The sequence below is a fragment of the Photorhabdus heterorhabditis genome, from assembly GCF_001280945.1.
GTDB lineage: Bacteria > Pseudomonadota > Gammaproteobacteria > Enterobacterales > Enterobacteriaceae > Photorhabdus > Photorhabdus heterorhabditis.
Genome location: NZ_LJCS01000099.1, coordinates 1 through 8,486, shown reverse-complemented (window position 1 = coordinate 8,486; position 8,486 = coordinate 1). Strand labels below are relative to the sequence as shown.

Genomic DNA, 8,486 nt, shown 5'->3' with positions numbered 1-8,486 from the left:
TAAGGTTCATCAGGCGCGGAACTCATCGAGGCGAAGGTTCCTTGCCTATAGTGACGCCGGATAGATTTAAGCAAGCCCAAAATTCATCAAAATGAGTGTTGCAAAAACGAGGGCGACCATAGATTTTTATGCTCTCCTATAAGCAAGATCGAAAATTGATATATAAATCACATTTTCACACGTCATGAAACCGGTTACATGAACAGCAAACGCTTCTCACATTCTACCTTAAATGAATTCGTTACTCTATTGTAACAACAATTCGAAACTGGAGTTTGAACTGTATGATTAAGAACAATCTTAATCAGGGGACACTCATACTGTTGAGATCATAGCAATACTATAACTTCTAGTTATACCCAATAGATTTCAAGATGTTTCGCGACGGCAAGGGAGTGAATCCCCGGGAGCATAGCTAACGATGTGACCGGGGTGAGCGAGTGCAGCCAACAAAGAGGCAACTTGAAAGATAACGAGTATATAAGGGAATCGTTCCCTATAGAACAAATAGTTGTTCTTGCTGATTGTTGAAATATTTTTCCCTTTATATTCAATAATTATTGAAGGTCCTATATGAGTCAAATTACCCCTCAGTTAATAAATATGTGGGATAGAAGTCATGAATCATGGTTTGTAAAAGATAAGAAACTTCGTTTTATATATGCAAATAAAGTTTTTATTAAATTAAGTAAGTTACCTGAACACTTTAATGTCAAGGGGTGTACGGCTAAAGAGTTACCTATACCGTTTAATCATCTGGCTCACCTTTTTGAAGAACATGATCGTAAAGTATTACAGGCTATGCAACGAATATCATCTATTGGGACTTATCTTCAAAGCGATAGCCAACAACTTAAGTCCTATTTTTGTGAGAAATACCCATTCATAGATGAAAATAACCAATGCATGGGGATAATTGGTCACATTAAAGAAATAAATCATTTTTCAATACATCATTATATTAAAAATGATACAACTATATCTGTTAAGCTTAGACCTCCTAATCATATATTGACAGAAAAAGAATGGACAATAATCTTTTTATTCTGCCGCGGCATCAGTAGTCAATGCATTGCTAATGAAATGAAAGTTTCATGCCGTACCGTGGAAAAGTATTTCCAAAGTATCTATGAGAAATTATCAATCGGATCAATTATTGAATTGAAACTATTTTGCGCAGAAAATAATTATGACCTCTATATTCCACCCAAATACTTTAAATCTATGAACCATTTTCTTTTGGATTAAGCATGATCCCTGTGCTCTATATAAATAAGATTTCAAAATAGTAGATCATTTGAAAGGAACTCAGTCCGATTTTTGCGATTTGATTAATCGTCAAATAATACCCCGAAATGAATGACATCAGATGAAAAAATTTATCCATAAAACCCGGACAAGATTGAACGCTTGTGGCAATCGTTACATGAAACGGTAACACGAAATCATTGCTGTCAGTATGTGCAACAGTTACTTAAATATGTGGAAGAGTTCATGAAGGCGCTTTCGTTACAGCGACAACCTAGAATGATAAAAATGGGTGTATCACTATTATGAATAGCTTATTTATATTCTGTCACTTAATCAAGGTAAATGACAGAATATGACACTCAAAAAATCCATGACGCAAACTAGCTTCATAACTCATTTTCAAAGCTAGATCGTAGATTGGGTTGTTAAGATCTTTATCGTCGGTATATTGAGAATCCAATTCATACTCCCAACCGCTCTTATTCTATTCATTGGGATATGATTTATTTTACATGATTGCTGAGGAAAGAGCATGACCACTATGAAAGATGTAGCATATCAAGCTGGGGTATCCGTAGCCACTGTAAGCCGCGTTATCAACAACACGGCTTACGTCGAACCAGGCACCCGTGAACGTGTAGAAAAAGCCATGCGCGAACTCAATTATCACCGTAATTTTGCTGCACTTGCCCTGGCAAAACGATGCGGGAATATGTTGGGTTTACTCACTGGTAATCTAGCTGATCCTTTTTTTTCCCTTTTGGCACGTGGGGTTGAAAAAATTGCCAGGAAAAAAGGGGTAAAATTGATGGTTTGTAGTGGAGGATATCAAGCTGAACTTGAGAAGTCTGCCTTAGATTTTTTAATCAATCAAGGGTGCGAAGCGATAGTAGCGCATATCAGCCGAATGAGTGACATAGATGTATTACGTTATGCAGCGCATACACCAGGATTGGTGATTATCAATCGATATTTCCCTGCCATCGCCAACAGGTGCATTTGGTTAGATAATGTCAGTGCTTCTCAGGCTGCTACTCACTATCTTCTGCAAAACGGTCATCGAAAAATTGCTTGTGTAACAGCAGATCTACCGATTGATAATAGAAGGCTCCGCCTGGAGGGATATCATGCTGCAATGACTAATGCGGGTATCACAGTACCTGGCGAGTGGATTATTAGCGTTCCATTCAACGAAAAAGGTGGGGAACTGGCGACAGAAAAGCTTTTAGACAGCGGTATCGGCTTTACTGCGGCGGTAACATTTAATGACGTTATGGCTGCCGGTATGATGCGATCCCTACATCAACGGAAAATCAAATTACCGGAACAACTGTCGATTGTTGGGTTTGATGATATTGCTCCGGCCCGATATCTCTATCCATCTTTAACTACTGTACACAACCCAATAGAACGAATGGCTCAGAGGGCTGCTAATCTGGCGTTACAACTCAATGCCAAAAAAGAAGTGGTTCCACAAATGAATATGTTCTCAGCCGAACTTGTCATCAGAGATTCCGTTTTTCTGATAGAGAAATAAAAAGCATCACACATAAACATAAGAGTAAAATGATATACAGATCATATTTCATATCTCATGAAATCAATTATATGAACAAGTAACATCTGTCACATCGCATTCAAAATAAATTCATTATTCTATTCTGTTTCAACAATTCATCTGGAACTGGAGTTTTAAAATATGGATGACAAGAAAAAGCTTAATTTGGGACTTGCTATACTGCCAATTGCAGCAATGCTCTTATTGTTGGTTATTGGATACGGTCAACTGAATTTACGCATCGAATCCCTATTGCTCATATCAGCAGGAATAGCAGCTACCTTAGCATATTGGCAAGGTTATCGCTGGAATGACATTATCGAGGCTATTGTGGCAAAGCTGGCTAAAGCGATGCCGGTAATCATGATACTGATTTGCGTAGGGGGACTCATCGGAACCTGGATGATCAGCGGAACCATACCTTATATGGTTTACTGGGGATTAAAACTGATTAGCCCGCAATATATACTCATTGCCGCCTTCTTTATCACGAGCGTTATCTCAGTCTGCACTGGAACATCGTGGGGTGCAGCCGGAACGGTGGGTGTTGCCCTAATGGGGGTAGCGGCAGGTCTTGATGTGCCTTTGGCTGCCGCCGCAGGTGCAGTTGTTTCAGGTGCATATTTCGGCGATAAAATTTCACCTTTATCTGATTCAACTAACTTCGCCGCCATCGTCGCCGACACCGATCTTTACAGCCATATCCAACACCTGATGTATACCACTATCCCAAGCTTTATTTTAGCGGCGATTGTTTATCTTATCGCTGGTCATACCAGCTCGGTAGGTAGCATCGCAACACCTGAAAAAGTCACAGACATCGTTCAATCCCTTGAAAACCTCTATCACTTTAATTTATTACTGATTTTTCCGCCGGTACTGGTTTTGTGGGGCGCAATAACAAAACGTCCGGTGATACCCGTTATGCTGGCCGCATGTGCATTGGCTATTGCGATCGGCATAGGTCTCCAAGGACTCACCCTTAAACAGGGCCTTAATGCGTTGATAGACGGTTTCAATCTCTCTATGTTCTCTGATCAGGGACACAACATCACTGGAGTCGTTAGCGATGTTCCCCGTCTGCTCAATCGTGGTGGCATGTTTTCGATGATGAGTACCATCCTGCTTGCATTTTGTGCATTCGCGTTCGCCGGTGCTTTAGCACTTACTGGCGCCCTGACCGTCATCATTAACCAGCTTTTACAAGTTGTTCATACAACAGGGCAACTTATCACTGCAACCTTGGCAACAACTATTCTGGTAACGGGTGCCACCTGCAACGGAAAGTTGGGTCTCCTCATCCCGGCGGAGCTGTTCAAAGGGGCTTATTGTCGTATGGGACTGGATAATAAAAATCTGTCACGGACAATAGAAGATGGCTGTACCGTCATAGAACCGTTGATCCCTTGGACGGCTGCCGGCATTTATATGGCAACTACATTGGGTGTCAGTACGCTTGAGCTACTGCCCTGGGCTATCCAGTGCTATGCTGCCGTCTTCTTGGCTCTTATTTATGGCTTTACCGGTTTTGGTATCGCAAGAGTTACACCAAAAAAGTCCCAGAAGAATAAGGAAATTCAACATGAAACCGCCTGATTTCAATCAGATAATCGATCGCCATAATACGGGCTCTGTTAAGTGGGACTTTTTAGGGCGTGACTTGCACTTAGATAAGACTGACCTGCTTCCAATGTGGGTGTCTGATTTCGATTTCCAATGCCAGGAAGAAATTCAGCAAGCACTACACACCCGAGTTGACCACGGCATTTTCGGTTATAGCGAACGCAACGATCACTATTACCAAGCGGCAATAGACTGGTTTTCGAGACGCCATAAATTGACCTTATACCGCGACTGGTTCACTTCAATAGAAGGTGTCATACCTGGGCTGGCTTTACTGATACAGATGCTGAGTAAACCGGGAGAAGGTGTTGTTGTACAAGGGCCCTATTATGCTTCATTCGCCAAAATTATTACCATGAACGACAGGGTGATGATTGAAAACCCGCTTCTTGAAAGTTTGCAAAGTTATGAAATTGATTATGATCATCTGGAACAGATGTTGGAGCAACACAGACCGCCTCTGCTCTTGTTATGTAACCCGCATAACCCTACGGGTAGATGCTGGAATCATGACGAATTACTCCAAATATTGATACTCTGCAAAAGATACGGTACGACTGTAATTTCCGATGAAATTTGGGCTGATTTAATTTTGCCTTGGGGAAAATTCACCTCAATACTGCATTTGGGGAATGAATGGCATAACAATATCATTGCCGCGACCTCAACAAGTAAAACATTTGGACTTTCATCACTCCGCATATCAAATTTTCTCATTCCCAATCCCGAACTTCGACGTGCCTTTATTGAGCGGTTGAATGCGCATGGACTAGATGTATTCAACGCGCTATCAATGACTGCGGCCACAGCCGCATATCAACATGGGGATGTATGGCTTGATGAATTACAGCATTACATGGCGGAAAACCGTTGCTGGTTCGAGCAGGCTTTAACGTCTGCCGTTCCTTTGTGCCGAATGATCAAAGCGGAAGGTACATATCTGGCCTGGTTGGATTGTCGCGGTTTAGGTCTGGATGATGATGCTCTCCAGTTGGCCTTGCTACAAAAAGCTAAAATAGCCGCTTCAATCGGACGGAATTTTGGCGATAGGGGAAAAGGATTTATTCGGATAAATTTAGGTTGCCCTCGTGAATATCTTAAAAAGGCAATTACCGGTTTAGCGCAGTTGACACTATAAGATAAAAGGATGTTTGCGAAATTACAGAAATATAGGGAGGAATATCAATAAAATATAAAAGACCAACCCATTAATACAGAAAAGAGTTCACTATGACAAACATGCTTAATTGGGACTGATATATATATTTTAACTAGAGCACGATGACAAAACAGGGCGTTAATAGCCCTGTTTTAATTCTATTATCGTACCTGGGGATTTCCACAAGAAAATTTTCCAGTAATAAGTTTCTTCCCATTGATTTTTATATCAGAAGTTCATGTTTAAAATATCTGCTCGGCCATATTTCACAAGGCTCACAATTTAAAATGGTAGCAATAATCCGCTCTCCCTTGGGCCATGGGCGGTGTAAAACATTTGATAAAGTAGATGATGCAAGCCCTGCTTCTCTTGAAACCGCCGCCAACGATGTTCCCCGTTTTTTAAGTGCTGCAATAATATCCGCTGGGTGCCAGTCGTTTTTTACCACCATTCCTTCTTCTCCTCTTCTCAGTTTAGTTGTTCAAGGTGCTATATTCATATTCTCTTCAGATTGAAATTTTTATGCTGTTACATTTTTCCCTGAGTCCGCACTGATGCGGAATACAAAAAAATAGCGGTGCTAAGACGTTAAATCCCGCCAAGTACAGCCAAACATTCTCCGAATAAGAAAATGTTATGTCTAACGACAAAAAGGTCATAAATAAACTTTAATTGTTCAGAAATGTTCTTTCACGGATACGAGAATGTTTAAAAAGTTTAGTTCCTTTTAGAAATGTTGAAAGGGTATGAAATACTTTAACGAACGTCTTAAAGAAGCTCTTCAGTTACGAAAAATGACACCAACTAACGGATCGGCGTGCAAAGTGGTTATATTTCGAAGTTTTTTGGGAGAAAATCAACAACACCAAGTACATAGACTCAATCAGTGAATGCCTCAATGTCAATATTACGTGGACGCGGAGATGTGCCGCCTGTCGTAGAAACTGAGACGCATTATATCGATATCTCACTTTACACGTCAGATAATGACGATGATCTATTTGCAATATCAATATTATATAGTTAAGTTATTTTATGTATCACCAGAAAACAATTCATTCAGATAATAAACTTAATAATAATTAAGGAGTTACAATGTTAAATATGAAGAACAAACCAAATAATATCACTCCGCAATTAATTCATATGTGGGAAAAAAGTCATGAACCTTGGGGAGCTAAAGATCTGCAATCAAGGTTTATCTATGCCAATCCCGCTTTTTATCAACTGCTTAACTTACCTGAAGATTTCGATATTGCAGGGCTGACTACAGGTGAATTACCTTCACTTATGGCAGAATATGAAGAAGAATCTTGCCGCCAGGATCAAAAAGTTATTCAGACTATGCAACGAGTCACTTCAATGGAAACTTACCCATTTGGAGAACATAAAGTTAAACAAGTTTATCTCTGTGATAAATATCCACTTTATGATGAAAATAGTAATTGTATTGGGATCACTTTTCATATGTACAAACCTCAAAACTTTTCTACAGCTTACTACTATGAAAGAACCTCTCCGGCGACGCTGGAATTCATTCCGCCTAACGACATACTGACGCAAACTGAGTGGGAAGTGCTCTTTTTAACTCTGCGTTCAATGGATGAAGAAAGTATCAGCGAAGCATTAATGATGAATACAGAGGATGTTGTTAATCATATTCAGTCAATTTACCAAAAATTCAATTTGTCATTCCATATAAAATTAAAGGATTTCTGTAAAGAACATAAACTTGATCTCTATGTCCCTGAAAGATTTGTCACTGTTGGTAACAAAGAATTATAGGCTCATTATTAACTGAAAAATAGGATTCGATTATGAAAAAAATTAATAATATTGATATTTCACTTCAGATCATTAATACAATGCAGCAAAGTAATGAACCCTGGGGGATCAAAGATAAAAATTCATGCTTTATTTATGGCAATCTAGCACTTAAACATCTTGAAAATCTTCCAGATTCATTTGATTACGAAGGGAGGTATGATTATGAACTTCCTTGGGATGGCGCTGAGTTTGCAAAGGAATTTGTTCTTCATGATCAACGTGTAATGAAGAGCGAAGCAACAGTATGTTCGCTTGAAACACATATGTATGGCAAAGATAAATTTTTATCATCTCATTTTTGTGAAAAATACCCGCTATATAATGATGAAAACGAATGTGTCGGCGTCATTTTCCATGGACGGGAAGCCCAGGATTTCTCATTAACCCGTCTATTCTATGGAAAACTCCCTGCATCTATTATATTTCAACCACCGACTCGTTTATTTACTCCACGAGAATGGGATGTCATTTTTCTCTCTTTACATAAATATACCAGTAAACAAATTGGCAGAATATTAAATATTTCCTATCGTACTGTTGAACACTATACGGCACAAATATACAGAAAGGTTGGTATTCGGTCTGCTCAACAATTGGAAGAATACTGTCGCCTTAATGATTTTGATCTCTATGTACCAGAAAGGTTTGTGTGCCCAGAAAGCAGCATGTTTCTTTAAATTATCACGGCTTTTTTATGAAGAACTATACGATACCGCCTCAGATTATCAACACAATGCGAGAGCATAAAAAAGTCTGGGGCACTTGAGTTATTTAGCGGTAAAGTGGGCAACTCAACCGGACTATTACCCATTATCGGCCCATGAATACTTATACGTTAAAGTGACTTCTTTAGCTGCTTTGCTACATAAATGCCCCACACTAATGAGATGGCCGCCCTCACCCTGTTAGCAATATATTGACAGCGTGTGATTTATTTTTTATTTAAGAGGCCACCATCATGAACACTATCGCATTGATTGGCATCGATCTTGGCAAGCATTCCTTTCATATCCATTGTCAGGATCAATCAGGAAAAGCGTTGCTGCGTAAAAAATTCACCCGAACTAA

7 protein-coding genes and 2 pseudogenes are annotated in these 8,486 nt (G+C 39.6%); 8 read left to right on the top strand and 1 reads right to left on the bottom strand.

Annotated elements, in window-relative coordinates:
- Positions 1–573 precede the first annotated feature (573 nt).
- The 5 genes and pseudogenes from AM629_RS19890 to AM629_RS19875 all read left to right on the top strand — a co-directional run bounded on the left by AM629_RS19890 (position 574) and on the right by AM629_RS19875 (position 5,570).
- Positions 574–1,248, top strand: a complete 675-nt coding sequence (locus tag AM629_RS19890) for a helix-turn-helix transcriptional regulator (protein ID WP_054481389.1) — start codon at positions 574–576, stop codon at positions 1,246–1,248.
- Positions 1,249–1,395: 147 nt separating this feature from the next.
- A pseudogene (locus tag AM629_RS24800) lies at positions 1,396–1,557 on the top strand (IS630 family transposase); the annotation flags it as partial.
- Positions 1,558–1,783: 226 nt separating this feature from the next.
- A complete protein-coding gene (locus AM629_RS19885; protein ID WP_054481387.1) occupies positions 1,784–2,788 on the top strand; it encodes a LacI family DNA-binding transcriptional regulator in 1,005 nt (334 codons plus the stop codon).
- Positions 2,789–2,950: 162 nt separating this feature from the next.
- Positions 2,951–4,405, top strand: a complete 1,455-nt coding sequence (gene nhaC / locus AM629_RS19880) for a Na+/H+ antiporter NhaC (RefSeq protein ID WP_054481385.1) — start codon at positions 2,951–2,953, stop codon at positions 4,403–4,405.
- Positions 4,392–5,570: a MalY/PatB family protein gene (locus tag AM629_RS19875; protein ID WP_054481383.1), complete on the top strand. Its 1,179-nt coding sequence runs from the start codon at positions 4,392–4,394 to the stop codon at positions 5,568–5,570. The genes nhaC and AM629_RS19875 overlap by 14 nt, the downstream gene beginning before the upstream one ends.
- 244 nt (positions 5,571–5,814) lie before the next feature.
- Here the strand turns inward: AM629_RS19875 and AM629_RS19870 are convergent, their stop codons facing one another.
- Positions 5,815–6,042: a helix-turn-helix domain-containing protein gene (locus AM629_RS19870; RefSeq protein WP_054481382.1), complete on the bottom strand. Its 228-nt coding sequence runs from the start codon at positions 6,040–6,042 to the stop codon at positions 5,815–5,817.
- Positions 6,043–6,686: 644 nt separating this feature from the next.
- On the opposite strand from AM629_RS19870, the gene AM629_RS19865 reads away from it, so the two are divergent.
- The 3 genes and pseudogenes from AM629_RS19865 to AM629_RS23700 form a co-directional block, all read left to right on the top strand.
- Positions 6,687–7,376: a PAS domain-containing protein gene (locus AM629_RS19865; RefSeq protein WP_054481380.1), complete on the top strand. Its 690-nt coding sequence runs from the start codon at positions 6,687–6,689 to the stop codon at positions 7,374–7,376.
- 32 nt (positions 7,377–7,408) lie between these two features.
- Positions 7,409–8,095, top strand: coding sequence for a helix-turn-helix transcriptional regulator (locus AM629_RS19860; RefSeq protein WP_054481377.1), 687 nt, complete (start codon positions 7,409–7,411; stop codon positions 8,093–8,095).
- Positions 8,096–8,376: 281 nt separating this feature from the next.
- Positions 8,377–8,486, top strand: a pseudogene (locus tag AM629_RS23700) (IS110 family transposase); the annotation flags it as partial.

Excerpts from the sequence above, each read along its gene's own strand:
- AM629_RS19865 (WP_054481380.1), top strand. The coding sequence starts at position 6,687 with ATGTTAAATATGAAGAACAAACCAAATAATATCACTCCGCAATTAATT.
- nhaC (WP_054481385.1), top strand. The coding sequence starts at position 2,951 with ATGGATGACAAGAAAAAGCTTAATTTGGGACTTGCTATACTGCCAATT.
- AM629_RS19885 (WP_054481387.1), top strand. The coding sequence starts at position 1,784 with ATGACCACTATGAAAGATGTAGCATATCAAGCTGGGGTATCCGTAGCC.
- AM629_RS19890 (WP_054481389.1), top strand. The coding sequence starts at position 574 with ATGAGTCAAATTACCCCTCAGTTAATAAATATGTGGGATAGAAGTCAT.
- AM629_RS19870 (WP_054481382.1), bottom strand. The coding sequence starts at position 6,042 with ATGGTGGTAAAAAACGACTGGCACCCAGCGGATATTATTGCAGCACTT.
- AM629_RS19875 (WP_054481383.1), top strand. The coding sequence starts at position 4,392 with ATGAAACCGCCTGATTTCAATCAGATAATCGATCGCCATAATACGGGC.
- AM629_RS19860 (WP_054481377.1), top strand. The coding sequence starts at position 7,409 with ATGAAAAAAATTAATAATATTGATATTTCACTTCAGATCATTAATACA.